At 70.6% G+C, this 25,053-nt stretch carries 28 protein-coding genes and 1 other RNA gene; 15 read left to right on the top strand and 14 right to left on the bottom strand.

Annotated elements, in window-relative coordinates:
- The first annotated feature begins 7 nt into the window (after positions 1 to 7).
- Positions 8 to 439 (top strand): nitroreductase/quinone reductase family protein, encoded by a 432-nt coding sequence (locus VG899_12255; protein ID HWA67125.1) that lies wholly within the window; start codon positions 8 to 10, stop codon positions 437 to 439.
- On the opposite strand, the gene VG899_12250 is transcribed toward VG899_12255, so the two are convergent.
- Genes VG899_12250 through VG899_12230 form a run of 5 tightly spaced genes read right to left on the bottom strand, consistent with a single transcriptional unit; the run spans position 436 to position 4,159 of the window.
- Positions 436 to 1,470 (bottom strand): TlpA disulfide reductase family protein, encoded by a 1,035-nt coding sequence (locus VG899_12250; GenBank protein HWA67124.1) that lies wholly within the window; start codon positions 1,468 to 1,470, stop codon positions 436 to 438. The two genes, VG899_12255 and VG899_12250, sit on opposite strands and share 4 nt — an antisense overlap.
- A gap of 11 nt (positions 1,471 to 1,481) precedes the next feature.
- A complete protein-coding gene (locus tag VG899_12245) occupies positions 1,482 to 2,258 on the bottom strand; it encodes an SDR family oxidoreductase (protein ID HWA67123.1) in 777 nt (258 codons plus the stop codon).
- Complete coding sequence (locus tag VG899_12240) at positions 2,255 to 2,815, bottom strand: carboxymuconolactone decarboxylase family protein (GenBank protein ID HWA67122.1); 561 nt, start codon at positions 2,813 to 2,815, stop codon at positions 2,255 to 2,257. Before VG899_12240 ends, VG899_12245 begins: the two co-directional genes overlap by 4 nt.
- A 42-nt stretch (positions 2,816 to 2,857) precedes the next feature.
- Entirely contained in the window at positions 2,858 to 3,391 is a 534-nt protein-coding gene (locus VG899_12235) for a MarR family transcriptional regulator (protein ID HWA67121.1), read from the bottom strand.
- A 39-nt stretch (positions 3,392 to 3,430) separates the two neighbouring features.
- Positions 3,431 to 4,159, bottom strand: a complete 729-nt coding sequence (locus tag VG899_12230) for a mechanosensitive ion channel family protein (protein ID HWA67120.1) — start codon at positions 4,157 to 4,159, stop codon at positions 3,431 to 3,433.
- Between the two features lie 93 nt (positions 4,160 to 4,252).
- Here VG899_12230 and VG899_12225 point away from each other — a divergent pair, with 93 nt between their 5' ends.
- Genes VG899_12225 through VG899_12215 form a run of 3 tightly spaced genes read left to right on the top strand, consistent with a single transcriptional unit; the run spans position 4,253 to position 7,407 of the window.
- Positions 4,253 to 6,178, top strand: a complete 1,926-nt coding sequence (locus tag VG899_12225) for an acyl-CoA dehydrogenase (GenBank protein HWA67119.1) — start codon at positions 4,253 to 4,255, stop codon at positions 6,176 to 6,178.
- Positions 6,175 to 6,408, top strand: coding sequence for a hypothetical protein (locus tag VG899_12220; protein HWA67118.1), 234 nt, complete (start codon positions 6,175 to 6,177; stop codon positions 6,406 to 6,408). The genes VG899_12225 and VG899_12220 overlap by 4 nt, the downstream gene beginning before the upstream one ends.
- Before the next feature lie 48 nt (positions 6,409 to 6,456).
- Positions 6,457 to 7,407, top strand: coding sequence for a hypothetical protein (locus VG899_12215; GenBank protein HWA67117.1), 951 nt, complete (start codon positions 6,457 to 6,459; stop codon positions 7,405 to 7,407).
- 22 nt (positions 7,408 to 7,429) lie between these two features.
- Here VG899_12215 and VG899_12210 read toward each other — a convergent pair whose 3' ends face one another.
- Positions 7,430 to 8,176 (bottom strand): anti-sigma factor, encoded by a 747-nt coding sequence (locus tag VG899_12210; GenBank protein HWA67116.1) that lies wholly within the window; start codon positions 8,174 to 8,176, stop codon positions 7,430 to 7,432.
- Positions 8,173 to 8,751: a sigma-70 family RNA polymerase sigma factor gene (locus VG899_12205; protein ID HWA67115.1), complete on the bottom strand. Its 579-nt coding sequence runs from the start codon at positions 8,749 to 8,751 to the stop codon at positions 8,173 to 8,175. The genes VG899_12210 and VG899_12205 overlap by 4 nt, the downstream gene beginning before the upstream one ends.
- Before the next feature lie 158 nt (positions 8,752 to 8,909).
- Here VG899_12205 and VG899_12200 point away from each other — a divergent pair, with 158 nt between their 5' ends.
- From VG899_12200 to VG899_12170, 7 genes are all read left to right on the top strand, one after another.
- Positions 8,910 to 10,169 carry an FAD-dependent oxidoreductase gene (locus VG899_12200; GenBank protein ID HWA67114.1) on the top strand — a complete coding sequence of 420 codons (1,260 nt, stop codon included), beginning with the start codon at positions 8,910 to 8,912 and terminating at the stop codon, positions 10,167 to 10,169.
- Entirely contained in the window at positions 10,166 to 10,831 is a 666-nt protein-coding gene (locus VG899_12195; GenBank protein HWA67113.1) for a DUF1365 domain-containing protein, read from the top strand. Before VG899_12200 ends, VG899_12195 begins: the two co-directional genes overlap by 4 nt.
- A complete protein-coding gene (locus VG899_12190; GenBank protein HWA67112.1) occupies positions 10,828 to 12,105 on the top strand; it encodes a cyclopropane-fatty-acyl-phospholipid synthase family protein in 1,278 nt (425 codons plus the stop codon). Before VG899_12195 ends, VG899_12190 begins: the two co-directional genes overlap by 4 nt.
- Complete coding sequence (locus VG899_12185; protein HWA67111.1) at positions 12,102 to 13,445, top strand: cyclopropane-fatty-acyl-phospholipid synthase family protein; 1,344 nt, start codon at positions 12,102 to 12,104, stop codon at positions 13,443 to 13,445. Before VG899_12190 ends, VG899_12185 begins: the two co-directional genes overlap by 4 nt.
- On the top strand, positions 13,442 to 14,245 hold the full coding sequence (locus VG899_12180; GenBank protein ID HWA67110.1) for a DUF1295 domain-containing protein: 804 nt from the start codon (positions 13,442 to 13,444) through the stop codon (positions 14,243 to 14,245). Before VG899_12185 ends, VG899_12180 begins: the two co-directional genes overlap by 4 nt.
- 110 nt (positions 14,246 to 14,355) lie before the next feature.
- Positions 14,356 to 14,757, top strand: a complete 402-nt coding sequence (locus VG899_12175; GenBank protein ID HWA67109.1) for a hypothetical protein — start codon at positions 14,356 to 14,358, stop codon at positions 14,755 to 14,757.
- A gap of 241 nt (positions 14,758 to 14,998) precedes the next feature.
- The gene (locus VG899_12170) at positions 14,999 to 16,081 is read left to right on the top strand and encodes an alpha/beta hydrolase-fold protein (protein HWA67108.1); all 1,083 of its coding nucleotides are present in this window, start codon (positions 14,999 to 15,001) and stop codon (positions 16,079 to 16,081) included.
- Between the two features lie 6 nt (positions 16,082 to 16,087).
- On the opposite strand, the gene ssrA is transcribed toward VG899_12170, so the two are convergent.
- Positions 16,088 to 16,447, bottom strand: a transfer-messenger RNA (tmRNA) gene (ssrA, locus tag VG899_12165).
- 76 nt (positions 16,448 to 16,523) lie between these two features.
- On the opposite strand from ssrA, the gene VG899_12160 reads away from it, so the two are divergent.
- From VG899_12160 to VG899_12150, 3 genes are all read left to right on the top strand, one after another.
- Positions 16,524 to 17,615 (top strand): permease, encoded by a 1,092-nt coding sequence (locus VG899_12160; GenBank protein ID HWA67107.1) that lies wholly within the window; start codon positions 16,524 to 16,526, stop codon positions 17,613 to 17,615.
- A complete protein-coding gene (locus tag VG899_12155) occupies positions 17,612 to 17,899 on the top strand; it encodes a metal-sensitive transcriptional regulator (protein HWA67106.1) in 288 nt (95 codons plus the stop codon). The genes VG899_12160 and VG899_12155 overlap by 4 nt, the downstream gene beginning before the upstream one ends.
- A gap of 94 nt (positions 17,900 to 17,993) precedes the next feature.
- The gene (locus tag VG899_12150) at positions 17,994 to 19,298 is read left to right on the top strand and encodes a DUF222 domain-containing protein (protein HWA67105.1); all 1,305 of its coding nucleotides are present in this window, start codon (positions 17,994 to 17,996) and stop codon (positions 19,296 to 19,298) included.
- Here VG899_12150 and VG899_12145 read toward each other — a convergent pair.
- Genes VG899_12145 through prfB form a run of 6 tightly spaced genes read right to left on the bottom strand, consistent with a single transcriptional unit; the run spans position 19,284 to position 24,547 of the window.
- Positions 19,284 to 20,177 carry an amidohydrolase family protein gene (locus VG899_12145; GenBank protein HWA67104.1) on the bottom strand — a complete coding sequence of 298 codons (894 nt, stop codon included), beginning with the start codon at positions 20,175 to 20,177 and terminating at the stop codon, positions 19,284 to 19,286. The genes VG899_12150 and VG899_12145 overlap by 15 nt on opposite strands.
- Complete coding sequence (gene smpB / locus VG899_12140) at positions 20,174 to 20,650, bottom strand: SsrA-binding protein SmpB (GenBank protein HWA67103.1); 477 nt, start codon at positions 20,648 to 20,650, stop codon at positions 20,174 to 20,176. The genes VG899_12145 and smpB overlap by 4 nt, the downstream gene beginning before the upstream one ends.
- A 13-nt stretch (positions 20,651 to 20,663) precedes the next feature.
- The gene (locus VG899_12135; protein HWA67102.1) at positions 20,664 to 21,821 is read right to left on the bottom strand and encodes a S41 family peptidase; all 1,158 of its coding nucleotides are present in this window, start codon (positions 21,819 to 21,821) and stop codon (positions 20,664 to 20,666) included.
- Positions 21,821 to 22,720, bottom strand: a complete 900-nt coding sequence (ftsX, locus tag VG899_12130) for a permease-like cell division protein FtsX (GenBank protein HWA67101.1) — start codon at positions 22,718 to 22,720, stop codon at positions 21,821 to 21,823. The genes VG899_12135 and ftsX overlap by 1 nt, the downstream gene beginning before the upstream one ends.
- A 12-nt stretch (positions 22,721 to 22,732) precedes the next feature.
- A complete protein-coding gene (ftsE, locus tag VG899_12125) occupies positions 22,733 to 23,422 on the bottom strand; it encodes a cell division ATP-binding protein FtsE (GenBank protein ID HWA67100.1) in 690 nt (229 codons plus the stop codon).
- A gap of 9 nt (positions 23,423 to 23,431) precedes the next feature.
- Entirely contained in the window at positions 23,432 to 24,547 is a 1,116-nt protein-coding gene (prfB, locus tag VG899_12120) for a peptide chain release factor 2 (protein HWA67099.1), read from the bottom strand.
- A gap of 51 nt (positions 24,548 to 24,598) precedes the next feature.
- Between prfB and VG899_12115 the strand changes: the two genes are divergently transcribed.
- Positions 24,599 to 25,053: hypothetical protein (locus VG899_12115; protein HWA67098.1), on the top strand; the 455-nt coding region annotated here is incomplete at its 3' end.

Raw genomic sequence — 25,053 nt, 5'->3', positions numbered from 1 at the left:
TGCTGTCGTGCCCGCCAAAGACCTGGTCTACCGCTACGGGACCCGACTGCACACCGCCCTGTTCAGCGCGACCGGCGGGCGGCTGTTCCACCGCGGCCGCGGGATGCCGATGGTGAAGCTGACGACGACCGGCCGGACCAGCGGACTGCCGCGCACCATCATGGCCACGACGCCGCTCCAGCTCGGCGAGACGGTGATCCTGATCGCGTCGTTCGGTGGCGACGACCGGGAGCCGCAGTGGTGCCGGAACATCCGCGCGAACGGCACCGTCGAGCTCACCGTCGAGGGCCGCACCCGCACCATGCACGCCCGGGTGGCCGACCCGCAGGAACGCGCGGAGCTGTGGCCGAAGGTGGTCGCCGCCCACGCCTTCTACGGCGAGTACCAGAACAAGACCACCCGCGAGATCCCCGTGGTGATCTTCGAACCGAGCGGCTAGCGCCGGGCGCTCGGCTCGTCCGGCGCCGGCGTCGCGACGTAGCCGGGCCGGCCCGCCTCGTCCCACTCCTGCCAGAAGGACACGAACTCCTCGCCGAGGAACGGGTCCTCGCCGCGGATCGCGAGGCTGCCCCGTCGTACCGTCCAGTCCCAGGGCGCGAGCTCGACGGCCCGGCGGAAGTGAGCGAGCGCCGCGTCGGTTTTCCCGGCCGCGTGCAGCCAGGCGCCGAGCCGGCGCTCGGCCAAGGCGACCTGCTCCTCGGGGCCGCGCTGCGGCGCGGCGTCCGCAGCCGGGAGCACGCCGTCGCGCACCCACGCTCGAAGGGCCTCGTGATGCGCAGCGGCGTCGATCTGCGTGAAGTCCCGGAACTGGTCGTCACCGGGCGAGATGGTCGCCGGCTTCACGATCCGGCCGGCCTCGTCGACCCACACCGTGCTCGGCACGTTGGTGATCCCGTAGCGCTCGGCGCTCAGGTGCGCGGCGTCGACGACGACCGGGTACGTCGGGCAGGCGGCCTCGATCCACGGACGCGCGTCCTCGGGTGAGTTGTCGAGCGCGACCGAGAAGATCGACAGTCCCAGCGGCGCGAGCTCGGTGTAGAGCGCCTGCCAGCTGGCGAGCTCGTGGCGGCAGCCGCACCAGGACGCCCAGGTGAGGAGCACCCGCTTGCGGCCGGCCGCGTCGGAGAGCCGGTGCAGACCGCCGTCGACGTCGGGCAGCTCGAGGTCGGGGGCTTCGTCCCCGACCGCCGCCACCCGGGCCAGGTCAGGGGGCGAGGCGACCGCGAGCACGCCGTGCTCGTCGTCGCGCGCGGTCGCATAGCTCAGCGCGTCCGCCCATGCCCGCAGGTCGACCCGCCCGCCGTCGGCGACGAGCCCGGACTCGCGCAGCGGGACGCATGCCGAGCCGCGGCACAGGCCCGACGGCTCGAGCTTCCAGCCGCTGGCGGCGGCGAGCTCGGCGACGTCGACCAGCCAGTCGTCGCCGGAGAGCCGGTGAGGGGTGCCGGTGTCGTCGATCAGCACTGTCATGGGTGAGCTCCTCAGCCGATCGTCGTCAGACCGCCGTCGACGGCGATCGTCTGGCCGGTGATGTAGCTGGCGGCGTCGCTGAGCAGGAACACCACGGTCGCGGCGACCTCCCACGGCGTGCCTTGCCGGCCGAGCGGCACCCGGGTGCTCGCGCGGTTGGGACGCCCCAACGTGGCCAGCCGGCCGAGCGGGGTGTCGATCAGGCCCGGCGCCACCACGTTGACCCGACCGCCGGTACGGGCCGCCTCGCGCGCCGCCTGACGCATCAGCCCGATCTGCGCCGCCTTGGAGGCGTCGTACGACGGGATGCCGCTACCCGGCCGCAAGCCGGCGATCGAGGAGATGAGCACGGTCGAGGACCCTTCGCCCATCAGCGGGAGAGCAGCCTGCAACGTCAGGAAGTGCGCCCGGACGTTGACCGCGAAGACGGTGTCCCACTCCTGCGCCGTGGTCCCGTCGATGCGTCTGCCGGCACCGATGCCCACGTTGAGCACGAGCGCGTCCAGCCCGCCGAGCTGCTGCTCGGCCCAGGCGGTCGCCTCGGCGCCGGATGCCGGGTCGGCGGCATCGCTTGCGAGGTGATGGGCCGCCACGCCCTCGGCGGCGGCCAGCTCAGCGGTACGCCGCGCCGCCTGCGCGTCGATGTCCGTGACCGCGACGGCGGCGCCTTCGCGGGCGGCGAGGATCGCGATCGCGCGGCCGTTGCCGGGCGGCGCGTCAGGGTCTCCGATCTCACGCGTGCCGCCGCCGATGACCAGCAGCCGGCGACCGGCGAGCGCGCCGCTCACGACGGTTCGCCGTCACGCGGCGCGCGGCGGCGCGGCTGGGCGGCCGGCGGCCATCCCGGCGTCGTTGCCTCCAGCGCGACCCCGGCGCTGTTGAGCAGCCCCGACACCAGGCGATAGAACCCCGCCAGCACGAGGAGCTCGAGCAGCTGCTCGTCGTTCCAACGGTGACTCAACGCCTGCCACGTGCCCTCGCCGACCACGTCGGCGGAGCACAGCTCGTCGACCATCGCGATCAGCGCCCGATCGTCCTCGCTCCAGTCGACCGCTGCGGCCTCTGCGAGCGCTGCGATCTCCTGCTCGCTGAGGCCGGCCGCTGCGCCGAGGACGGTGTGCTGACCGAACTCGTACTCCGACGCGCAGTTCCAGCCCGCCCGCAGGATCACGATCTCCCGCTCGCGCGCCGGCAGCGCCTCGCCGCGCAGCAGGTGGCCGCCGAGGGCGAGGAACGCCTTGTAGAGGTCGCGGTTGCGGGACAGCGTGCGGAAGATGTTGAGCAGCGGCTGAGTGGTCTCGCGATCGCTGGGCGCGATTCTGGTCGCGGTGGGCGCGTCGGTCATGGCCACATCTCTACCAGCGACGACGCGATGCCGCTGGCCGGTTCACCACCCCAGCGCGGATTGCGCCGCGGGCCGGATCCCCGCCTGCTCACCCGTGACCACGAACGCCCCCAGCCCCGCGATCAGGCCGGCCCGCGACTCGTGCGGCATCGCGTCGAGCAGCCGCTCGATAGCGGAGCGGCGGCGTTCCGCCACGAGACCTACGAACGCCTTGCCCTCCGGGGTCAGGCACAGCACCACCTCGCGGCGGCTGAGCGGGTTCTCCTGCCTGGTCGCGTAGCCGGCCGCGATCAACCGGTCGATGCTGCGCATCGCGGTGGAGACGTTGACGCCCAGCTCGCTGGCGAGCCGCGACAGATTGATGTCCCCCCGGGCGAGGACGGCCATCGTCCGGAACTGGGTCAGCGTCGTACGGCGATCGACCTCCCCGACCGAACGCCCGGAGATGTTGACCAGCAGCCCCGACGCGGCGAGCAGCGCCGAGGCGAACCCATCGCAGTCGAGCTCAGGCGGACCCGCCTGAATGGGCAGCGCGCTGCCCGCCCCCGCCTTGCCCTCTTCTCGAGCCCTGGCCATGTGCGTCCCTCCCCAGGTTTACGCACGGTGCAGCAATGATCATCTGACAAGAGTGTGCCGTCCGATAGGCCGACTCGCTCGGGCCGCGTCACCCGGGTAAACGATGGAAGGCCTGCCGGGCTCGCGAACCGTCCCGACCGCCGCGCTCAACAGACCGAGGTTCGGCAGCGCGACCGGGCCGTCGTCGGTGTCCAGCCAGGTGTAGACGAGGCCGATCGAGGTCACGCAGCCTTCGAGTGTCCCGCCGAGCGAGCCGGAGCGCACCTTCACTCGCTGCCCGACGCTGAAGGGCCGGGACGCCAGCAGGATGACGCCGGCGGCGAGGTTGCCGAGAGACTGCTGGGCCGCGATGCCGACGATCACGCCGGTGATCGCTCCGCCGAGCAGCAGCCGCTCGATGCGGACGTTGAGCAGGTCGAGCGTGGCGAGCAGCACGATCACGAAGCCGACGGCGCCGACACCGAGCCGGACCGCGGTCGCGGTGCCGGGTCCGCCTCGCAGGGCGGCGACCCGCGCGGCCTCTCGCGCCGCGCTTCGAGTGGCGACGATCCCGAAGACCGCGAAGATGACCGCCAGGCCGATAGCGACGTATCGACGCGACGAGTGGGCGTGCAACCCGTCGACGCTGTTGCCGGCGAGCAGCGCGGCGAGCGCCACGACGCCTGCCGCGACCGCGTTGCGGAAGTTGGGGTGCATCCGGGCCTCGATGACCTCGACCGCCCGGGCGGCGACGTCGCGCGTAGGAAGGGCTTTGCGCAGCAGTCTCACTGACTCGATCTACCCGTGGCGCGCTGGGCAACACCGCGCGTGACATACGCCACGGGCATCAACCGGCCGAGTCAGGGGTACGCCGACAGTGACATGAGCGAACCACTTCCTGCCCTGCCCGCCGAGATCGACGTCGCGGCGCTGCGCCGTGTCCTCGACGGCCGCTGGCAGCACGTCCGCGAGCAGGTGCGCGAGTTGTTGAGGGACCCGATGTTGAAGCCGCGCATCGGCGAGTCGATGGCGCAGCAGCGGGCGCGGGTGAGCGAGCAGCTTGCAGCGGTGGCCCGCACCGACGTGCCGAAGCTGCTGTTCCCGAAGGAGGTCGGCGGGCTCGGCGACACCGGCGGCGCGGTGACCGGATTCGAGATGCAGGCGCACGCCGACCTGTCGTTGCTCGTGAAGTCCGGGGTGCAGTGGGGGCTGTTCGGCGGCGCGATCCGAAACCTCGGCAATCCCGAGCACCACAAGCGCTACCTCGAAGACATCATGACCTTGCAGCTCATGGGCTGCTTCGCGATGACGGAGACCGGCCACGGCTCGGACGTGCAGTCGCTCGGGACGACGGCGACGTACGACGCGGCCACCGGCGAGTTCGTCGTACACACTCCCGACGAGCTGGCCACCAAGAACTACATCGGCAACGCCGCCTGCGACGGGCAGGTCGCGGTCGTGTTCGCCCAGCTCCAGGTCGGCGAGGACAGCCACGGCGTCCACGCCCTCGTCGTCCCGATCCGGGACGGCGCCGGCAACCCGATGCCCGGCGTCACGATCGAAGACGACGGATACAAGGCCGGTCTCAACGGAGTCGACAACGGCCGGCTGTCCTTCGACCAGGTGCGCGTGCCCCGCGAGGCCCTGCTCGACCGGTTCGGCGCGGTGTCCGCCGACGGCGTCTACTCGAGCCCGATCGAGAGCGCCAGCGCGCGGTTCTTCACGATGCTCGGCACGCTGGTGCAGGGCCGGATCAGCATCTCCGGGGCCGCGCTGGCGGCGTCGAAGAACGCACTGACGATCGCGGTGCGCTACAGCGACCGCCGCTGCCAGTTCAAGGCGCCCGGGACCGACACCGAGATCCCGCTGCTGGACTACCTCGCCCACCAGCGACTCCTGTTGCCGGCGCTCGCCCAGACCTACGCGCTGACCTTCGCGCAAGCCGAGCTCGTCGCCGAGCTCCACGACACCCCCAAGGACGACGAGCAGGGCAGGCGGCGGCTGGAGACCTTCGCCGCCGCGCTCAAGGCGACCTCCACCTGGCACGCGTCGGCGACCGTCCAGGCCTGCCGCGAAGCCTGCGGCGGCGCGGGCTACCTTGCCGAGAACCAGCTGGTCGGGCTGCGCGCCGATCTGGACGTCTTCACGACTTTCGAAGGCGCCAACACCGTGCTGCTGCAGCTCGCCGCGAAGTCGCTGCTCACCAACTACCAGGCGGAGTTCGGCGATCTCGACACCATCGGCACGGTCCGGTTCGCGGCGGAGCAGATCGCAGAGATCGTCATCGAGCGGTCAGGGGCGCGGGGACTGATCCAGCGCCTGGTCGACGCGGTCCCGACCCGCAGCGCCGACGAGACCGACCTGCTCGACCGCGAGCACCAGCTGGCCCTGCTCGGCTGGCGCGAACGGCACGTCCTCGAAGGGCTCGCCCGGCGCCTGCGCAAGGGGTTCGAGTCCGACGCAGATCCGTTCGAGGTGTTCAACCAGGCTCAGGACCAGCTGCTGCTGGCGGCCCGGGCCCACATCGACGCCCGCATTCTCGAGGCGTTCGACTCGGCCATCAGCAACGTTGCCGATCCCGCGGTCGCGGCGCTGCTGAACCGGGTCTGCGACCTGCACGCACTGTCCGTGATCGAGCGCGAACGGGCGTGGTTCCTCGAGCACAACCGACTCACCCCCACCCGGAGCAAGGCCGTGACCAGCACCGTCAACGATCTCTGCCACGAGCTACGTCCGTACGCCGGGCTCCTCGTCGATGCCTTCGGCATCCCCGACGAGCTGATCACCGCCCCGATTGCCCAGCGATGACCACGCAACCCGAAGGCCCCGACCCCAAGACCTCGCCGGACGCGCCCCCCGCCGCAGATCGCCCGAACGAGGCCAGCCAAGGCCCGCTGGTCGGCGGCGCGCCCCCGCCCGAGCCGCGCGACGAGCAGGGCCGTACCGCCAATGACCCGTCGATGGCCCACGAAGGCGTCTCGGAGTACCCGCAGGTGCCGCCCGGCAAGCCCGACGGCGAGGTCGACACCCGGCCCTGATCTGATGCGACCCGGCCGGGGTCATCGGCGGTTTGGTTGACTTTCCCCATGACGCAACGCACCGGCACCTGGTCGACCTGGTTGGTAGGCGCGGGCTGCGCCGTGGTCATCGTCGTCGGCGCCTTCGCGATCAGCGGGCACAACGCGGGCGACACCGGGCCGAAGGCCGGTTCCGCCACACCGCGACCCGGCGCCAGCGCCTACCGGGGCACGGGCACCCCGGCCACGCCGGCCACCGCAGCGCCGCACTCGAGCCGCTCGGCGACGCCGCACGGCACTCCCGCGCCGCGGGGCACGGCGATCGCGAGCCCGCCGCCGCACGCCTCGGCGAGCGCGACGGCGTCAGCGGCCACGAGCCCGGTCGCCAGCCCGTCGCCGGTCGGCTCGCAGCACCCTGCCGCCGTACCCGCGGGCGTGCTCGGCACCTTCAGCTACGCCACCACGGGCTACGAGCAGACCAGCCTCCCGGGCACGAAGCGCACCTTCCCCTCGACGACCACGATCACCAACAAGGCGGCGGGCTGCGGTGTCGAGAGCACCTGGAAGCCGGTCTCGGAGCATGTCCAGACCCAGGAGCTGTGCCCCGAGGGAACCGCGATTCGCATGGCCTCCTACGACACGACGATCAGCTTCTTCGGCATCAGCAGCGGCGAGCGCTTCACGTGTGGCAATGACGCCTTCATCTACCAGCCGGGCGTCAAAGCGGGGCACGTGTGGAACTACAAATGCTCCTCGGCGGATGCAACGGCGACCGAGGCCGGACACGTGCTCGGCTACTCGACCCTCTCCGTCGGCGGGACGTCGGTACGGGTGCTCCACGTGCGGGTCGACGTCCGCGTGACCGGCGCCGAGAGCGGTACGTCGACGCAGGACTACTGGATCGAGACGGCCAAGCCGGTGCTCGTGAAGGAGAGCGGCACGGTCGACGCCACCCAGCAAGGCGTGCAATACCAGGAGCGCTACTCGCTGACCCTCGAGAGCCTGACGCCGAAGTCCTGACCTGCGTCGGCGCGGGGACCGATCAGGCTGTCGCGCCGCCCAGCGCGAGGACGTCGGTCGGCGCGGTGGGTTCGACGTCAGCGGGCTCGCTGCTGACGGCGAACGCCGTCGTCTCGGCCATGGACACGGCGAGCCGATGCGGGCGTGACGCCGAGGTGGTCGAGCTGAACTCGCCCAGCGGGATCGGCGCACCGCCACGCGGAAGCTGCCAGAGGACGAACGTACGTCCGCCCGCCGGCTTGCTCAGCGAGATCGGCTGAACCTGGACCGCGCCATGGCTCACGATCACCGCGGCGCGGTCGACGCCGTCGGCGGACCGCAGCTCGATCTCGGCACATCCGGCCGCCGAGCAGGTGGCGATCGCGGCCGGCTGCTTGCTGCCGCCCGCTTGCGACCCGAGCACCTGCCAACCGGTCACTGTGGCGCCCGCCGCGACCAGCACGACGGCCGCGGAAGCGAGCAGCCACTGCGCGGGCCGGCGCCGTTCCCGGCGTGCCGCGAGCTCGTCGTGGACACCGCTGCCATCCACCGTCGCTGCTGCGAGTACGCCGGCCCGGATCCGCGACCACGGCGGCGGGGGGGTCTGCGCGTCGTCGGCGAGGGAGGCCAGGTGCGACGCGGTCAACGCGTGCGCGTCGAGCTCGGCCCGACAGTCCGGGCAACCTTCGAGGTGCGTCGCGAGGCGTGCCGCGTCGGCGCCGTCGAGGGCGTGCAGCGCCTGCCCGGCGACCAGCTCGTCCCACTCGCTGTGGTCGGCACGTCCGCTCATCGCGGCCTGTCCTCCTCCGTAATGAGTGTCGAGGCGAGGCGGGCGCGCAGTCCTCGCATCGCGTGCAACGTGCGGCTCTTGACGGTGCCGAGCGCCAGGCCGGTGAGGTCGGCGATCTCGGACTGGGTGTAGCCGCCGTAGTAGGCGAGCAGCAGGACTTCGCGGTGTTCCGCGGACAGCTCGCGCAACGCCTCGCGGGTCCGCTCGGCGCGCAGCCCCTCCCACGCCAGATCTTCCGGACCCGGCCCGGCGGAGGGCAGCCCGGCTGCGTGGGAGTCGAGGTGGTCGGCACGGCGGCGCTCCTCGCGCCGGACCATGTCGACGGCCTTGTGATGGGTCACGCCGAGCAGCCACGTGCTCAACGCGCCCCGCGACGGGTCGTAGCCGGAACCCTGCCAGAGCGCGAGGAACACCTGCTGCACGATGTCCTCGGCGAGCTGGGCGTCCGCGAGGATGCGGTGGGCCAGGCGGTAGCAAGCCGCGCCGTACCGGGCGTAGAGCGCCTCGAGCGCCGGCTCGCTTCCCGCGGCCAGCTCACGAACGAGGACTGCGTCCTCCTGCGACTCGGCGCGCATTCGCCTCCCGTCTAGGGCTTCCAGCATCGGCACGCTCGGCATTCGCACGCCACCCGCGACCGGATCACTTCGATCGGCAGTGAAGCCGCAGATGTGACGTCCCTCTCACCAGCGTGCCAGTTGTGATCCGAATCCGGGGTGGCCGGCGAACATCCGTCGTGAGCAGAGAACGGGTCGCCGTTGTCGGGGCAGGCGTGGCGGGGCTGACCGCCGCCTACCTGCTCCAGCGCCGGTACGACGTGACGCTGTTCGAGTGCGAGCCCCGCCTCGGCGGGCACGCCCACACCCATGACGTGCTCACCGCCGACGCCGGACTGCTGGCCGTCGACACCGGCTTCCTGGTGCACAACGCCGACACCTATCCCCGGCTGATCCAGCTGTTCGCCGAGCTGGAGGTGGCGACCCGCCCCACCGAGATGAGCATGTCCGTCTCCTGCGCGCAGTGCGGCTTGGAGTACGCCGGGGCCCGCGGGCTGACCGGCCTGTTCCCCACTGCCGGCGCCCTCGGCCGGGCGCGCTACCTGCGCATGCTCACCGAGGTCCCCCGGTTTCATCGCGCGGCACGACGCCACCTGGCCTCGGGTGACGACTCGACCACGCTGGGTGAGTTCGCGAGGGCGCAGCGGCACTCGGCCTACTTCGTCTCGCACTTCCTCGTCCCGTTGGTGTCCGCGGTGTGGTCGGCGGCACCCGGCGACTCGCTGCGCTACCCGGCGCGCTACCTGTTCGCGTTCCTGTCCAACCACGGCGCACTCAGCGTGACCGGGTCGCCGCAGTGGCGGGTCGTGGTCGGCGGCAGCCGCACGTACGTCGAGCGTGCCGCCAAGCAGCTGACAGCGGTACGCGACTCGACGCCGGTTCGCACGATCGCCCGCCACCCGGACGGTGTCACCATTCGCGACGACGGCGACGACCGACACGAGTTCAGCCGGGTCGTCATCGCGACACACGCCGACACGGCGTTGTCACTACTGGCCGACCCCACCGCCGCCGAGACGAAAGCGCTCGGCGCCTTCGGCTACTCGTCCAACCCGACCGTGTTGCACACCGACACGTCGGTGCTGCCACGATCACGCAACGCCCGCGCTTCGTGGAACTACCGGCTGCCGTCGTGCGCCGCGGCGACCGACCACGTCACGGTGTCCTATGACCTCACCCGGCTGCAGCACCTGCCGACAGCGGTGCCGCATCTGGCGACTCTCAACCCTGGCGGGCAGATCGCGGCAGAGGCAATGATCAGCGAGATGACTTACGAACACCCGATCTTCACGCGAGAGTCGGTGGCCGCGCAGGCCCTGCTGCCCGCCTTGAACACGGCGCGGACGGCCTACGCGGGGGCTTATCACGGGTGGGGGTTCCACGAGGACGGCTGCCGGTCCGGCGCGCAGGCGGCGGCAAGCTTCGGGGCGTCGTGGTGAGCACAACGCCGGCGCTCTACGACGTCACGATCCGCCACACCCGGACCGCTCCGGTGCGCAACGCCTTCCGCTACCGCAGCTTCTGCTGGCTCGTCGACTTCGACGCACCCCCTCGGCTGCCGCGACCGTTGCGCTGGCTGGCCGCGTTCGACCCGAGTGACCACCTGGACATCCGCGCCACGCTTCGCGACGCGGGCATCGCCGCCGACCGGCTGCTCATGCTGACCAACGCCCGGGTGCTCGGCTACGTCTTCAACCCGCTCAGCGTGTTCTGGTGCTACGACGGCGAGGATCTGGTCGCCGTCGTCGCGGAGGTCCACAACACCTACGGCGGCCGCCACGCCTACGTTCTTCACCCGGACGCCGCGGGACGGGCCAGCGCCGACAAGGTGCTCTACGTCTCGCCGTTCTACCCGGTCGACGGCCGCTACGAGATCAACGTGCCCGAGCCCGGCGAGCGGGTCGCGGTGTCCGTGACGTTGGACCGCGGCGACGGTGAGCCGTTCTCCGCGACGATGACCGGCGTACGCCGGCCCGCGACCGCCCGCTCGTTGCTCGGCCTGTGGCTGCGCTATCCGGCGGCGCCGTTGCGTGTTACGACCCTGATCCGCTGGCAAGGAATCCGGCTGTGGCGACGCGGACTGGAGGTTGTCCCCCGATGACTGCAACTGATCCCCGGACGCGGCGCACCGCCGACCGGCCCTCCGCACCGCCGCGCGGCGTGGACCTCGCGCGCTGGCCGGAGATGGCGCCACCGAAGCCGGCCCCCCTGCGCGCCGCGATCGCGCGCACGGTGATGCGCCGGGTGGCAGACCGCGCCCGGCTGCGGGTCGAGCTTCCCGACGGCGCGTGCTTCGGGCCAGCGGACGCTGCGGTCATCCGGATCCTGTCCCCGGACAGCTTCTTCACCCGGCTCGGCCGCGACGGGAAGATCGGGTTCGGCGAGTCGTACATGGCCGGCGACTGGGACGCACCCGATCTCGCCGCGGCGATCGAGCCGCTCGCCCGCCAGGTCGGCACGCTGATCCCGGCCCGGTTGCAGTGGCTGCGCCGGTGGTACGACGCCCACCAGCCGGCGAGCGAGGACAACGACCGCAACGGGGCACGGCAAAACATCGCGCGGCACTACGACCTGTCCAACGACCTGTTCGCGCTGTTCCTCGACGAGACGATGACCTACTCCTCCGCGCTGTTCGCCGACCCGTCCCGGGAGTCGTTGACGCACGCGCAGCACCGCAAGATCGACCGGCTGCTCGACCAGACCGGTGTCACCGAGGGCACCCGGCTGCTCGAGATCGGCACCGGCTGGGGCGAGCTCGCCATTCGTGCGGCGAAACGCGGCGCCAAGGTCACGACGATCACGCTCTCGGTCGAACAGGCATCACTCGCCGTCGACCGCGCGCGGGCGGCCGGTGTGAGCGACAGCATCGAGGTGTTGCTGCGCGACTACCGCGACGTGACGGGCACCTACGACGCGATCGTCAGCGTCGAGATGATCGAGGCGGTCGGTGAGAAGTGGTGGCCGGCGTACTTCTCGACGCTCGACGCGCGGCTGGCGCCCGGCGGGCGGATCGGGATCCAGGCGATCGTCATGCCACACGACCGGATGCTCGCCTCGCGCCGGTCGTGGACCTGGATCCACAAGTACATCTTCCCGGGCGGCCTGCTGCCGTCCGTGCGGGCGATCGAAGAGATCGTCGGCGCCGACACGACGCTGCAGATCGCCGATCAGCTGTCCTTCGGGCAGTCCTACGCCGAGACGCTCGCCCGGTGGCGCGAGTCGTTCGAGGCCCACGCCCGCGACGTCGAGGCGCTCGGGTTCGACGACACGTTCCGGCGGATGTGGACCTTCTACCTCGCGTACTGCCAAGGCGGGTTCGCCGCCGGGTACCTCGACGTCGTCCAGCTCCTGCTCACCCGAGGAGCGACGCCGTGACGTCGGACGTCGCCGACGCGATCGCCGAGCTGGTCGCACCGATGTTCGGCGGCCGGCTGCCGGTCGCGATCCGGGCGTGGGACGGCAGCAGCGCCGGACCCGACGGCGCGCCGGTCGCGGTGCTCAACTCCCCCCGCGCGCTCGCCCACATCGCGTGGGCGCCCGGCGAACTCGGCATGGCGCGTGCCTACATCGCGGGCGACCTCGACGTCGAGGGCGACATCGCGGCCGGCCTGTCCGCGGTGTGGGACGCCCGCCGCGAGGCGCTCCGGCGTCGACCCGGCACGGCCTCGCCGCGGAGCAGGCTCGACGCGCGGACCGTGCTCGCCGGGCTGCGCCTGCTCGCCGGCAACGGCGCGCTGCGCCGCCCCGCGCCGCCCGACGGCGAGCTGCGACTGCGAGGTCGGCTGCACACCAAACGGCGAGATGCCGCGGTGATCCACCACCACTACGACGTCTCGAACACGCTCTACTCGCTGCTGCTCGACGAGAACATGGCCTACTCGTGCGGCTACTGGACGTCGGACGACCCGGCCTACGACGTCGCGGACTCACAGCGGGACAAGCTCGACATGATCTGCCGCAAGCTTGGTCTGGCGCCCGGCAAGCACCTGCTCGACGTCGGTTGCGGCTGGGGCGCACTGTCCATCCACGCCGCCCGCGAGTACGGCGCGCGGGTCACCGGCATCACGATCTCGGCGGAGCAGCTGGCGTTCGCGACCGCCCGGGTCGACGAGCTCGACCTCGGGCACCTCGTCGACGTGCGGCTGCTGGACTACCGAGACCTTGCCGGTGGACCGTACGACGCGATCTCGGTCATCGAGATGGGCGAACACGTCGGCAAGGGCAACTACCCAGCGTTCGCCGCGTCGCTGCACGGGCTGCTCGCCGACGAGGGCCGGCTGCTGGTGCAGCAGATGTCCCGGAGCGGCTCGCACCCCGGCGGGGGGCCGTTCATCGAGCGCTACATCACGCCTGACATGCACATGCGCCCGGTGCACGAGACGATCGCCATCCTGGCCGCCGCGGGGTTCGAGGTCCGCGACGTCCACGCGATGCGGGAGCACTACGTGCACACGGTGGCCGCTTGGCAGCGTCAGCTCGACCGGCGCTGGGACGAGGTCGTCGCAGCGGTCGGGGTGACCCAGGCGCGGGTCTGGCGGCTCTACCTCGCGGGCGGGGCGCTCGCCTTCGCCGAGAACCGGATGGGCGTCGATCAGATCCTGTCGGTCAAGCCGACCTCCGCCGGGATCAGCGGGATGCCGCCGACCCGTACCGGCTGGGAGCCGTCGCCGTCGCCCGCGCAACGACGTCGCACGCCGCGCGAGCGGGTGAGGTGAGCTCGTTCGCGGGTGACCGGCTCGCCACCGGTCTGGCGATCACCGCCGCCGTCGACATCGTCGCCTTCGGGGTCACCTGGCTGATCGGGCGGCGCATCGGGCGCTACAACGTCGTCGATGTCACGTGGAGCCTGGCGATCGCGGCGATGGGAGCAGCGGCGTTCTGCGGGTCGATCCCGGCACACGGCGACGCCGCCCGCCGCACGGTGGTCCTGGTCACGTCCGTCATCTGGGCGCTGCGCCTCGCCGGCCACATCGGGCAGCGAAGCAAGGGGCACGGCGAGGACCCGCGCTACGCCGCGATCCTGTCCCGGGCGCGCGGCTCCGTTGCGGCGTACGCCCTGGTGCGGGTCTACCTGCCGCAAGCGGTCCTCGCGTTCGCGATCTCGATGCCGTTGCAGATCGCGATGTACCAGCACGGCGGCAACACGCCGCTCGACGTGATCGGTGCTGCCGTCTGGCTGACCGGGTTCGCCTTCGAGGCCGTGGCCGACCGTCAGCTCGCGACGTATCAGGCGCGCCGCACGAGCAGCGAGAGCGTCCTCGACACCGGACTGTGGCGCTACACCCGCCACCCGAACTACTTCGGCGAGGCACTGCTGTGGTTCGGGTTGTGGCTGCCCGCAGCCGTCGACTGGCAGGGCGCCGTCGCGGCACTGTCGCCGGTGATCGTGACCTATCTGGTCGGGTTCGCCTCCGGCAAGCCGATGCTCGAAAAGCACCTGGCGAGACGCAAGCCGGCGTACGCCGACTACATGAGGCGGACCTCGGGCTTCGTCCCGCTACCACCCCGGAAGTAGTCGGAGGTTTTGCTGACATTCTGTTGTCAATAGCGACTTCGAGTGCTTGGGTCAGCCTTGATCAACTCCGGCAACGCCGACCGAACCCTCGAGCCGTAGGAGGCCCGGCAATGGGCATGTTCAAAGACATCCGCAGCATGCAGAAGACCGCCAAGGAAATGGTCCCGCCGGAGCACCGCGGCGTCGTCGGCGGTTTCCGCGCCCTCAAGGATACCGCCGCGATGGGTGCCCAGATGATGGGGAACCTCCAGCAGCAGTCGGCGCTCGCCGCACAGCTGCGCGCCACCGGCAAGCCGGGCACGGCGGTCATCACGACGATCAACCAGACAGGCGCGTTCATCAACGACAACCCGCAGGTGCACCTCGCGCTGACCGTCACCGTCGACGGCAACACCTATCCCGCCGAGACCGACGCGGTCGTGCCGTTGGTGCAGATCCCGCAGATCCAGCCGGGTGCGACGGTCAGCGTGCTCGTCGACCCGAACAACCCGAACGTCTTGATGCTCGCCTAGCTCCTCTCGGTCCGCTTCGTGCTGCGGCAGGGATCGCCTGCCGCACCACGAAGCACCATGCGGTGACGACCCGCCTTCGACGCGCCGCCTTCGCGGCCGCGTCGGCGCTGTTTGTCGTCACGTGCTTCGCGACGAGCGCGACGGCAGCAGCAACCGCCGCCGCACCCGCCCCCGCGACGGGCGTCCAGGCTCGGCTGGTCAAGATCTCGATTCCGGCGCCCCACGATGAGATCCCGCAGCGGTGGCTGAACTACCCGGCCCGCCGCAGGCGAACGTCCTGCTGCCGGCCGGCTACGACCCGCACCGGCGCTACCCACTGCTCGTGTTGCTGAACGCGCTTGCGAACAACTTCGACAGCTACCGCGCCGACGGCATCGTCGCGATGCTCGAAGCCGCGCACCTCGACGCGATCGTCGCCATGCCCGAGGGCGGCAACGGGTGGTACGCCGACTGGCGAAACGGTGGCCATCCCGGCGGGCCGAAGTGGGAGACCTACGAGCTCGACACCGTGCTGCCGACCATCCTCGCCCGGTTCCCGATCCTGCCCGAGCGCCGCTTCCACGCGATTGCGGGCTTCTCGATGGGCGGGCTGGGTGCGGCCTACCTCGGTGGCCGGCTGCCCGGGTTCTTCGGCTCGGTCGCGAGCCTGTCGGGGTTCGTCGACCCGCAGTACTTCTCCCCGATCGCCGGGTCGCTGATGGGACTCATCTCGGGTGCCGGGCCGCGCGAGGACGGCCTGTTCCCGGTCTACGGCGCGCCGTACGGCTTCTACGCGGCGGGTCACAACCCCTCGAAGCTGGCCATGAACCTCGCCCACACCCGCGTGTTCGAGAGCACCGGAACCGGCGTACCGAGCGCCGCCGGCATCGCCAACGCAACCGCCGGTGACCCCAACGCGACTGGCGCGGACCTCTACGGTTCGGCGCTCGAGGCGCTGATCATCGACGAGATGAGCCAGGCGTTCCACAAGGCGCTGGTCGCGGCCGGGGTCGACACGGTCTACGAGGTGCATCCAGGTGGGCACGACCTGCCGGACTTCGACCAGGAGCTCACCGCGATGCTGCGGTGGGGACTGTTCAAGCCGGTCCCGGCGCACCCGATGTCGTGGACCAACGACACCGTGGCGACCAGCGGCCGACTGTGGGACCTCAGCTTCCGCTTCGCCCGTCCGCCGACGGCGGTCGTGCGGTTCCAGCGGTCCGGCGCGATGCTGTCGATCAGCACTGCCGGTACGCCGGTCACCGTCACCACTCCCGGCGGTTGCGCGATCCGCGCCGCAACACCGGCGACGGTCCGGGTGCCGCGCGGCAGCTGCCGCGACTGATCATTCTGGTGGAGGTGGCGGGAATCGAACCCGCGTCCTTCGGCGGATCATCAAGGCTTCTCCGGGCGCATCCTGCAGTGGTTTTCTCGGCTCCAGCGGCGGTGCAGGCCCCCCGCTGCGAGCTCAGTCACTGTTTGGTTTCCCTTGGACCCCCGTGACCGGGATCCGCGGTAGAGCCTCCTATCGATGCCAGGTCCTAGAGCGGAGGCGCCCCTAGGCTGACAGCTTCGCTACCTGTCAGGCAGCGAGAGCGAGCCGGTTGTTATCGGCATTTATTGAAGTTGCCACGAGAGTTTTATGAGATCACGTGACGTTCTCAGCCCGCTTCACTTGAATCAACGTCCGAAGTCGAAACCGTTCACCCCCTCGTAGGGTCGTGCTTCTTGCGGCGTCCAGCCTACGCCTGTCATACCCCCGGGGGGTACGGCGTAACCTGGCTGGGGTGGGCGCCGTCACTACCGTCTGGCACTGCTTCGACGAGGCGTTCTTCATGCTCTGGCAGACACTGTGGGCCCTCGTCTTGGGCTTCGCCCTGTCGGGAGTCGTCCAGGCCACGGTCTCCCGCCAGGCGATGGCACGAACCCTTGGTGACCACCGGCCCGTTGCCGTCGTACGCGCCTCGTTGTGGGGTGCGGCGAGCTCGTCCTGCTCCTACGCCGCGACCTCGATCGCGCGCTCGCTGTTCGACAAGGGCGCCGACTTCACGACCTCGATCGTGTTCATGGTCGCCTCGACCAACCTGGTCGTCGAGCTCGGCCTGGTCATGTGGCGACTGCTCGGCTGGCAGTTCGCCGTCGCGGAGCTGGTCGGCGGGTCGATCATGATCGCGCTGATCGCCGCGATCCTGCCCACGGTCGCCGACCAGGCGGCGGTGGGAGCGACCGGCCCGAAGCCGGAGGCCGATGACCCAGGCCGGCCCGCGGATCGCCTTCGCGCGGCGGCGCGCTACACCCTCGCCGACCTGATGATGCTGCGTCGAGAGATGGTGATCGGCTTCGTCGTCGCGGGGTTCCTCGCGGTCGGCGTACCCACCCGCGCCTGGACCTCGGTCTTCGTCACGGGCCACGGCGTGTGGACCACCATCGAGAACGCGGTGGTGGGTCCGTTGGTAGCGATGGTCAGCTTCGTGTGTTCGATCGGCAATGTGCCGCTCGCCGCGGCCCTGTGGCAGCGAGGCGTGGGTTTCGCCGGGGTGATGGCGTTCGTCTTCGCCGACTTGATCGCCCTGCCGATGGTCTTGATCTACCGCAAGCTGTACGGCGCCGCCCTCACCGTGCGCCTGGTCGCGACGCTGTGGTTCGCCATGACCACCGCCGGCCTGCTGACCCAGCCGCTGATGCGCGCCGCTGGCGGCGTGCCGACCCGGCGGCCACGGCTGATCGCCGCGGAGCACTTCTCGTGGGACGCAACGACCGCGCTCAACCTCGCCGCGCTGGTCGTCCTCGCCGGGATCGTGCTGCTGCGACGCGGCCGCAACGACTCTGCCGACACGATCGAGCACTGTGCTCACCACGAGATGAAGGCGGCCTCATGACCACGACGCGTGGCTACTCAGCGGACAAGGCCGCCTATCAGCGGAGGCTGCGCCGGATCGAAGGCCAGGTCCGGGGCATCGCCCGCATGGTCGACGAGGATGCGTACTGCATCGATGTCCTCACCCAGGTGTCGGCCGCGACCAAGGCGCTGCAAGCCGTGGCCCTCGGCCTGCTCGAGGACCATCTTGGACACTGCGTGCGCCAAGCGGTCGCCGAGGGCGACGAGGCCGACCTCAAGCTGCGTGAGGCCGCAGAAGCCATCGCCCGGCTGGTGCGTTCCTAGCCGAGCCGTCGTCCACAAGGCGCACTCGAGAACCGTTCATCCACAACGAAGAACAGGCCTTGACGTCGGGCTTGTTCGAACATATGTTCGAGCCATGAACGCGGCGCTGGCCTCAGCCTTCGCGAGGTCGGACGCCCGGATCGCGGTGCTCGAGGAGATGCCGGTCGGCGCGTCGATGGCCGCCGGACTGGTCGCGCTCCGGGCGGCTCCGATCGATGCCCGGTCGGCGGTGCGGGTGCACGCACTGTGGGGCAAGCTGATCGCCTGGGCCACAGCCCAGCAGATGATCGCGACCAGCGACTGCGTCCGCGGAGTTCGCGAGTTCTACCCGTACGTCCTCGGTGACGAACACATCCTCGCCGCGAACGAGATCGCGGCGGCGACGGCGACTCCCTTCGCGACGGCGATGGCGCACCTCGAGCTCGTCGAGCGCATCGACGAATGCCTGCCGGCGAGCTGGACCGCGCTCGATCGCGGCGATCTCACGCTCGGCCACCTCAGGTCGCTGCATCGCGTCACGCGCAACTGCTCCCCGGCGGTGGTGGAACGCGTCGAGACCAAGCTCGTCCCGCTCGCGGTGGCGCGAGGCTGGACGCCCAGCCAGCTCGCCCGTGCCGCTCGCAAGGAGATCATCGCGATCGACCCGGCGGGCGCGGCCGAGCGAGCCGAGAAGGCCCGAGCCGACTCGGACGTCGAGTTCCTTCCCGGCGAGGACGACACCGCCACGATCACCGCGCACGGCGAAGCGGAGCAGGTCCGCCAGATGATGGATCTGCTCGACGAACGAGCCGCCGCGATGCGGCGCGCCGGCGACGAGCGCCCGCTCGGAGTGCGGCGCTTCGCGGCGCTCTTCGCCGCCGTCACCGCAGCGGCCGGGCGCTCGGCCAAGAATGCGCTGCGCGCACAGGTGCTGGTGACGGTCGGCCTCCCGACGCTGCTCGGCGACAACGACGACCCGGCGGAGCTCAGCGGGTACGGCCCGATCACCGCCGAGACCGCACGCCGGATCGCCGCCGACGCGACCTTGCGGCGACTCGTCACCGACCCGCTGACCGGGACCGTCATCGACCTCGGCCGCAAGTACCGACCCTCGAAGCTGCTCCGCGACCTGGTCGAAGCCACCCAGCCGCGATGCGTGATGGTCGGCTGCTCGCGCCCGGCCTACCAGTGCGAGCTCGACCATCGACTCGAGCACGGCCGCGGCGGCGACACCAATCCCGACAACCTCCAGCCGCTGTGCAAGCTGCACCATCAGCTCAAGACCAAGAAGCGGTGGAAGGTCGGCGTCAATGCCGACGGGTCCCTGACCTGGACCAGCTTCCTCGGCTTCACCTATACGACGAGGGAGCAGGACCCGCTGACCGGCGACCCCGACCCGCCGGAATCAGCCGTCGCCTGAGACGCCGAACAACCGGGCGGCGTTGTTCCACAGAACCGCACGCATCCAGTCATCGCCCAGGTCGAGCCGGGCAAGTGCCTCGATCTGGTGAGCGAACGGGTGCGGGATGTTGGGGAAGTCAGATCCGAGCAGCACTTTGTGCTGCAGCGCAGCCAGCCGGAACGCGAGGACGGGACCGAGTGCGGCGCTGCCACTGAAGTCGGTGAAGCACAGTGTCGTGTCGACCATCACATTCGGATAGGTCTCAGCCAAGGCCAGGAACTCGTCGTACTCCGGCATTCCCATGTGCGCCGCGATGAGGGCCAGCGTCGGATGGCGCGCGAGTACCTCGCCGATCGGACCGGGACCGGTGAAGGCGCCCGCCGTCGGGCCACTGCCGGCGTGCACCACCACCGGTACGCCGGCGTCGGCCACCATCCCCCAGGCCTCGTCCAGCAAGGCGTCGCGCGGGTCGAAGCCGCCCACCTGCACGTGCACCTTGAACAGCTGCGCGCCCTCCCGCAGCGCCGCATCGACATAGCCCGCGACCCCCGGCTCGGGGAACATCGTGGCCGTCGCGATCACGTCCGGGTTGGCGGCCGCGAACTGCGCCGCCCAGCCGTTCAGCCACTCGGACATGCCGGGCTTGTGGGCATACACGAGCGAAGGGAAGGCACGGACCCCCATGCCGCGCAGGTGGGCGAGCCGGTCTGTCTCGGGCCACCGGTACTCGATCGGCCACTCGCGTCCGGTCAGCGGTCCCTTGCCGTCGAAGTACGCCCACACCTTGCGCATCACGGACTCCGGCATGAAGTGCACGTGGGCATCGACGATGCCGGGCAGGCCGAGGGCGTGCCAGTAGCCGACGACGTCGGAGTCGGACAGCGGCGGCGTGGTCACTCCCGGCCCTTGTGGCGGCGTCCCGCGGTGCGGGCGATCTCCCGCTGGGCGTCGCGTGCCGCGAGCGTCTGGCGCTTGTCATAGGCCTTCTTGCCGCGCGCGACCGCGATCTCCACCTTGACCCGGCCGTCCTTGAAGTACATCGACAGCGGGACCAGCGTGAAGCCGGACTCCTTGGTGGTGCGCACCAGCTTGTCGATCTCGCCGCGGTGCAACAGCAGCTTGCGGCGGCGCCGCGGCTCGTGGTTGGTCCAGGTGCCCTCGGTGTATTCGGGAATGTGCAGGTTCTCCAGCCACACCTCCCCGTCCCGCACGCTGGCGAAGGCATCGACCAGTGAGGCGCGGCCGGCCCGCAGCGACTTCACCTCGGTGCCGACGAGGACCATGCCTGCCTCGAGGACGTCCTCGATCGCGTAGTCGTGACGCGCCTTGCGGTTCTGCACGATCAGCTTGCGGCCGGACTCCTTCACCACGGCTGCTCCCCCATCAGCCGGCGCTTCCGGCGTCGGCGGTCAGCCCGGACAGCACCTCGGTCGCGCGCCGGTAGAGCTCGGCATTCGAGGTGTCCGGACCGATCAGCACGTCAGGGGTGATGCCCACACCGTCGAGCGAACGGCCGTCGGGGGTCAGGTAGTGGCCGATCGTCAGCTCGATGTCGGAACCGTCGGAGAGCTGGTCCGGCGCCTGCACGCTGCCCTTGCCGAACGTCGGAGTGCCGACGATCACCGCGCGGCCGCGGTCCTGCAACGCGCCGGCCACGATCTCGGCGGCGCTGGCGGTGCCGCCGTTGACGAGGACGACGAGGGGGATGCCGGTGTTGCCGCCACCGAGCGCGTCGAGTACGTCGGGGGCGCTCCCCCGCTGCACGTAGGACACCACCGGGCCCCGGGCGAGAAACGCCGACGCCGTCGACACCGCTTCCGTCAGCAACCCACCGGGGTCGTCGCGCAAGTCCAGGATGATGCCGCGCAGGTGCTCGTCCGCGGCCTTGGCGACCTGCTGGTAGACCCACCGTCCGACGCCACTGGTGAACGCGGCGATCCGGAGCCGCTCGACCCCCGGCGCGACCCGCGAGGCCGTCACGTCGTCGTCGGCGATCGTCGAGCGGGCCAGCACGTCGAGCTGCGACCGTCCGTCTCGCTGGACCCGGATCGACACGTCAGTGCCCGGTTCGCCACGCAACCGCGAGACGACGTCGGCGACCGTCATGCCCGCGACCGGCAGTCCGGCGACCGCTTCGAGGACGTCTCCGGGACGCAGGCCGGCTGCCGCGGCCGGTGAGCCCGCTTCGACGCTGTCGATCAGCAGCACCCCGTCCGGCGTACGACGCACCCACACGCCGACACCGCTGTAGGAGCCGGACAGCGTCTGCTGGAAGCTCGCGTACTGCGCCGGTTCGTAGTACGCCGACCACGGGTCGCCGAGCGCGTGCAGCATGCCCTCGACCGCGGCGTGCTGGAGCTCAGCCAGCGGGATCGGGTTGGCCGCGCGGGCCTCGATCGCCTGCTGCGCCTGATCGAGCACGCTCCCGTCAGCGTGATGCTGACCGGGATGCACCGTCGCACCCACCGCACCACCGGCGGCGAAGGCAGCCGCGACCGCCGCCGCGACCGCGGTGATCGACCGGCCGCGACCCGCGAACATCAGACCCGCAGGTGGCGTTGCAGCGTGAGGAACGAAGCGATCGCGGGCAGCAGGATGCCGATCACGATCACGATGGGGAGCGCCTCGGCGAGCGTCGACCACTCGCCGAACGGCGTCAGCACCCGCGTGGCGAGTGTCGAGCTGATGTACCACTTCACCGCGATCAGCAGCAGCACCGCCAGCCCGGATCCGGCGACGCCGGCGGCGGTCCCCTCGAGCACGAACGGCGCCTGGATGTAGAAGTCGGAGGCACCGACCAGTCGCATGATCCCGGTCTCGCGACGTCGGCTGAAGGCCGCAACGCGCATCGAGTTGTAGATCAGCAGACAGGTCGAGATGAGCAACAGCACGGTCAGCAGCAGCGCACCGAGCGTGACGTGATGGAAGAAGGAGAACAGCCGCTTCAGGCTCGAGGAAGCGTTCGTGACCGACTGGACGCCCGGCGCCCGCCCGACCGCGCTGTTGACGACTGCGAACTCGTGCGGATCCTTCAGCTTCACCGCAAAGGACTCAGGGATCGCATCCGGCGGGGTGTGCTTGACCAGATCGGGATCGTCGCGGAACTCGCTCTCGAAGCGCTTGAACCCGTCAGCCTGCGAGATGTAGGTGATGTCCTCGACCTGCGGGAGCTGCTGGAGCGTGCTCTCCACGCTGGTCCGGTCGGCGGGCGTCAAACAGTTCGCGCCGGCGTTGGGGGTGCCGCACTCGGGTTGCAGGTAGACCGAAACCTCGATCTGGTTGAGCAGGTCGTGCTCGAGCTGGTCGGCGCCGATCCGGATGATCAGCGCGATGCCGAGCAGGGTCAACGAGATCGCGACGGTCATGACCGCGGCGATGGTCATCGTCACGTTGCGGCGAAGTCCCATCCCGACTTCGGACAGCACGAACTCAGTACGCATCTCGACCGCCCGCTACTGCGCGTACCCGTACACGCCGCGACTCTGGTCGCGCGTGACGTGGCCGCCTTCGAGCTCGACCACGCGGCGGCGCATCGAGTCGACGATGTTCGAGTCGTGGGTCGCCATGACGACCGTCGTACCGGTGCGGTTGATCCGGTCGAGCAGCTTCATGATGCCGACGCTGGTGGCCGGGTCGAGGTTTCCGGTCGGCTCGTCGGCGAGCAGGACCCGCGGCCGGTTGACGAACGCGCGCGCGATCGCGACGCGCTGCTGCTCACCACCGGAGAGCTCGTCGGGCTTGCGGTTCTCCTTGCCGTCGAGGCCGACGAGGCTGAGCACCTCCGGCACCACCTTGGCGACGACGTGGCGCGGCTTGCCGATCACGTCGAGGGCAAAGGCGACGTTCTCGGCCACCGTCTTGTTCGGCAGCAACCGGAAGTCCTGGAACACGGTGCCGATCTGACGGCGCAGCGCGGGGACCCGCCAATGGGAGAGCCGGGACAGCTGCTTTCCGGCCACCCAGATCTCGCCCTTCGTCGGGATCTCCGCTTTGAGCGCGAGCCGCAGGAAGGTCGACTTGCCGGAGCCGGACTGACCGACCAGGAAGACGAACTCGCCCTTGTCGACGTCGACGCTCACGTTGTCCAGCGCTGGGCGGGTGCTCGTCGGGTAGGTCTTGGTCACCGACTCGAAGCGAATCACCCCGACAGTCTAGTTGGACGACGCCCCGTCAGCCTGGCTGCGACGCCAGCGGACCTCGGCCTCGATGAACGCGTCGATGTCGCCGTCGAGGACCGCGCCCGTGTTGCCCACCTCGAGCCCGGTTCGGGCGTCTTTGACCAGTTGGTAGGGATGCAGCACGTAGTCGCGGACCTTGTCGTCGCTGCCGAACCCCACCGTGTTGCGCGAACCCTTGAGCCGGTCCATCTCGGCCGCCTCGGCCTTGCGGCGCTCCTCCAGCAGCTTCGCGGCGAGCACCTCCATCGCGCGGGCGCGGTTCTGGATCTGGCTGCGCTCGTTCTGACACGTCACGACGATCCCGGTCGGGATGTGGGTGAGCCGGACCGCCGAGTCGGTCGTGTTGACCCCCTGCCCGCCTGGGCCGGACGAGCGATACACGTCGACCCGGATCTCGTCCTCGGGGATGTCGACGTGGTCGGCTTCCTCGACGACCGGCGTGATGTCCACGCCGGCGAAGGAGGTCTGGCGGCGCGCCTGGTTGTCGAACGGCGAGATCCGGACCAGCCGGTGGACGCCGTGCTCGCCCGCGAGCGTGCCGTACGCGAACGGCGTGCGTACGACGAAGGTTGCCGACTTGATGCCGGCCTCCTCGGCGTAGGAGGTGTCGAAGACCTCGGTGGCGTAGTCGTGGCGCTCCGCCCACCGCAGGTACATCCGCATCAGCATCTCGGCCCAGTCGGCGGCGTCCGTTCCGCCGGTACCGGAGTTGATCGTGACGACCGCGTCACGCTCGTCGTACTGGCCCGAGAGCAGGGTGCGGATCTCGAGCCCTTCGATGTCCGAGCGCAGCGACGGCAGATCCGCGACGGCTTCCCCGAGCAGGTCCTCGTCGCCCAGCTCGATCGCCGCGGCGAGGTCGTCGAGGCGACTGTGCAGCCCGTCGAGCCGGGCCAGATCGGCGCGCAACGTCGCCATGCGGCGGGTCACCCGCTGCGCGCGTTCCTGGTCCCCCCACAGATCGGGGTCGGCGGCCTCGGTCTCCAGCGCGGCGAGCTCGCCACGCATCTCATCCGGTCCGAGCACCACCTCGATCGAGGAGAGCGTCGCCGCGAGCTCCTTGAGCTCCTCACTCGGTTCGGCTGACACGAACAGCGAGGCTACCGGGGCCGGCCGGGCCGGCTCGGCCATGATCTACCCATGAGCCGCGTCCGCGCCGGATTCTTCAGCATCACCCCGCCGGCGCCGGCCGGCGACGACGGCAGCTACCTGCGCTGGCATCTGCTCGACCACATGCCCGAGCAGTACTCGCTGCCGGGCGTGGCGCTCGGCGCCCGGTGGATCGCCGACGGCGAGTACGCCGACCACGTCATCGCCGCGACCGAGCCGTTACGCAGCGTCGGCGGCGTCGTCAGCTATCTGTTCGCCGACCCGGTGCAGCAGACCTACGACGACTTCATGGCACTCGGCGCGCACCTCGCCGAGGTCGGCCGGTTCCCCGAACGACGGCCGTCGCTGTCAACCCGGCTGCTCGCGCTTCGCGGTGTCCAGGCCGCGCCGCGGGTCGCGGTGTCGGCCGACGTCGTTGCGTTCCGGCCCAACCGCGGCATCGTGCTGCTCGTCGAGCAGCCGACCGGCGACCTGGAACGCTGGCG

The organism is Mycobacteriales bacterium, from assembly GCA_035550055.1.
Taxonomy (GTDB): Bacteria; Actinomycetota; Actinomycetes; order JAFAQI01; family JAFAQI01; genus DASZTV01.
Note: the sequence above shows the minus strand (reverse complement) of the source record. Positions and strands in the feature narration are given on the sequence as shown.

Excerpts from the sequence above, each read along its gene's own strand:
- VG899_12250 (HWA67124.1), bottom strand. The coding sequence starts at position 1,470 with ATGACAGTGCTGATCGACGACACCGGCACCCCTCACCGGCTCTCCGGC.
- VG899_12240 (HWA67122.1), bottom strand. The coding sequence starts at position 2,815 with ATGACCGACGCGCCCACCGCGACCAGAATCGCGCCCAGCGATCGCGAG.
- VG899_12235 (HWA67121.1), bottom strand. The coding sequence starts at position 3,391 with ATGGCCAGGGCTCGAGAAGAGGGCAAGGCGGGGGCGGGCAGCGCGCTG.
- VG899_12225 (HWA67119.1), top strand. The coding sequence starts at position 4,253 with ATGAGCGAACCACTTCCTGCCCTGCCCGCCGAGATCGACGTCGCGGCG.
- VG899_12220 (HWA67118.1), top strand. The coding sequence starts at position 6,175 with ATGACCACGCAACCCGAAGGCCCCGACCCCAAGACCTCGCCGGACGCG.
- VG899_12215 (HWA67117.1), top strand. The coding sequence starts at position 6,457 with ATGACGCAACGCACCGGCACCTGGTCGACCTGGTTGGTAGGCGCGGGC.
- VG899_12210 (HWA67116.1), bottom strand. The coding sequence starts at position 8,176 with ATGAGCGGACGTGCCGACCACAGCGAGTGGGACGAGCTGGTCGCCGGG.
- VG899_12205 (HWA67115.1), bottom strand. The coding sequence starts at position 8,751 with ATGCGCGCCGAGTCGCAGGAGGACGCAGTCCTCGTTCGTGAGCTGGCC.
- VG899_12190 (HWA67112.1), top strand. The coding sequence starts at position 10,828 with ATGACTGCAACTGATCCCCGGACGCGGCGCACCGCCGACCGGCCCTCC.
- VG899_12175 (HWA67109.1), top strand. The coding sequence starts at position 14,356 with ATGGGCATGTTCAAAGACATCCGCAGCATGCAGAAGACCGCCAAGGAA.
- VG899_12155 (HWA67106.1), top strand. The coding sequence starts at position 17,612 with ATGACCACGACGCGTGGCTACTCAGCGGACAAGGCCGCCTATCAGCGG.
- VG899_12150 (HWA67105.1), top strand. The coding sequence starts at position 17,994 with ATGAACGCGGCGCTGGCCTCAGCCTTCGCGAGGTCGGACGCCCGGATC.
- VG899_12135 (HWA67102.1), bottom strand. The coding sequence starts at position 21,821 with ATGTTCGCGGGTCGCGGCCGGTCGATCACCGCGGTCGCGGCGGCGGTC.
- ftsX (HWA67101.1), bottom strand. The coding sequence starts at position 22,720 with ATGCGTACTGAGTTCGTGCTGTCCGAAGTCGGGATGGGACTTCGCCGC.